The sequence below is a fragment of the Zavarzinella formosa DSM 19928 genome, assembly GCF_000255705.1.
Classification (GTDB): Bacteria; Planctomycetota; Planctomycetia; order Gemmatales; family Gemmataceae; genus Zavarzinella; species Zavarzinella formosa.
The window spans coordinates 827,319-829,089 of record NZ_JH636442.1 but is presented as its reverse complement, the minus strand read 5'-3'; the positions used below and the strand labels follow the sequence as shown (position 1 = coordinate 829,089).

The following is a 1,771-nucleotide window of genomic DNA, read 5'->3' as shown; positions in this document are numbered from 1 at the left end:
TGGTGGCGCTCCGCCGCTCCCGTTCGACCGCCCCGGTGACGACCTTCGTCACCGGCCAGATGCCGCCCGGCGCCACGATCAACACCATCGTCCAGGCCGCGCTCGCCCAAGCCATCGGTTCGCCGGGCCACGAACGCCGGTTCTCGGCTGACGTGCTCCAGGCGGCCCACACGCAGTTCCGGGGCCGGCTCGGGCTCGGTCAGGTGTTCATGATGGCCGCCCATGCCAACGGATACCGTGGCTCGCCTGGCGAACGAGTCAACGCCGGGAATCTTCGCGAGGTGATGCAGCACGCGATGGGAGTCCCGATGGCTTCGGGGCTCACGACCATGAGCCTGCCCGGGATTCTGGCGAACACGGCCAACACGGAACTGCTCGGAGGCTACCAGGAGGAAGACCAGACCTGGCGGGAAGTGGCGGCCGTCAAGAACGTCACCGACTTCAAGAGCGTCACGAGCTTCCGGATGCTTGACGACATGGAGTTCGAGGAGGTATCGCCGACCGGCGAAATCGCCCACGGCAAGGTCAGCGAGGAATCGTACAGCCGGCGGGCCAAGACCTACGCCAAGATGGGCGCCCTGACCCGCACAGACTTCATCAACGACGATCTGTCGGCCTTTGCGGACATCCGCAGCCGGCTCGGCCGGGGCGGCGCCCAGAAGCTCAACCGCGTGTTCTGGACGTGCTGGTTGTCCAACGCCAACACGTTCTGGACGACGGCCCGGACGAACTACATCACCGGGGGAACGACCAATCTCGCCGACGACGGCGTCGGCCTTGGCCTGGGCGTCAAGGCGTTCCGCAAGATGAAGAGCCCGGCGGCCGACAACTCCAAGGTGATCGGCGGGATGCCGGCCATCCTCTTGGTGCCGCCGGAACTGGAGGGGGTGGCCGACCGCCTGTACCAGAACAGCAACCTCGGCCAGGTGGCGACGAGCGCGGCGAACACCTACGCGAACAAGTACAAGCCGGTGATCTCGCCGTTCCTGTCGGACGACTCGATCACGGGCTACTCCTCGACCGCCTGGTGGCTGCTCCGCAATCCGGGGATCGCGGCGGCCGTCGTCGTTTCCTTCCTGAACGGCGTGCAAACCCCGACCATCGAATCGGCGGACGCCGACTTCAACATCCTCGGCGTGCAGTTCCGGGGCGTGTGGGACTTTGGCTGCGACCTGGCCGAATATCTCGCCGGCGTGAAGTCAAAAGGAAGTGCGTGAGCAGTGGTTTAACCGGCGGCTCGCCGTGAGCCGCCGTTCATTGAACGTCCTCCAGAAGGAACATCAACATGTCCCAGACACCCGCCGCCTTCGCGAAGGAAGGCCGTTACATCCCGTACATTCCCGGCTCGGCCGTCACCGCCGGCGACGTGGTCGTTCTCGGCACGATCCCGATGATCGCCCCCAGGGACATCGCCGCCGGCGCCCTCGGCGACCTCGACAGCCACGGATCCTACGACGTTCCGAAGAACACCGACGTGTTCTCGGCCGGCGACCCCGTGTTTTGGGATCTCGACGGAACGCCCGTCACGGGCACGGCCCTGAGCGGGGCGGCCGGCGGCAACGGAGCCATCGGCTACCTGATGGGGTTCGCCGTCGCCGACGCCCTCACCGGTGACAGTTATGTCCGGGTGAAGCTCACCGCCGGGAAAACGTATTTCGGTCAGATGCCCCGGATCCCGACCGCGACCGTGGCCGCCGCCGGCTCGACCCAGGCCGACGCCGCCGCCGTGGCCGAGGGCTTCACCCTCGTCTCCGGGGCCGACGCCACCAAG

At 66.9% G+C, this 1,771-nt stretch carries 2 protein-coding genes; both read left to right on the top strand.

Features of this window, described 5'->3' with window-relative positions:
- Positions 1–1,217, top strand: a 1,217-nt coding sequence (locus tag BGIM_RS0124950) for a phage major capsid protein (RefSeq protein WP_193789015.1), incomplete at its 5' end; no start/stop codon positions are given.
- A 68-nt stretch (positions 1,218–1,285) separates the two neighbouring features.
- Positions 1,286–1,771: DUF2190 family protein (locus tag BGIM_RS52275; RefSeq protein WP_040889988.1), on the top strand; the 486-nt coding region annotated here is incomplete at its 3' end.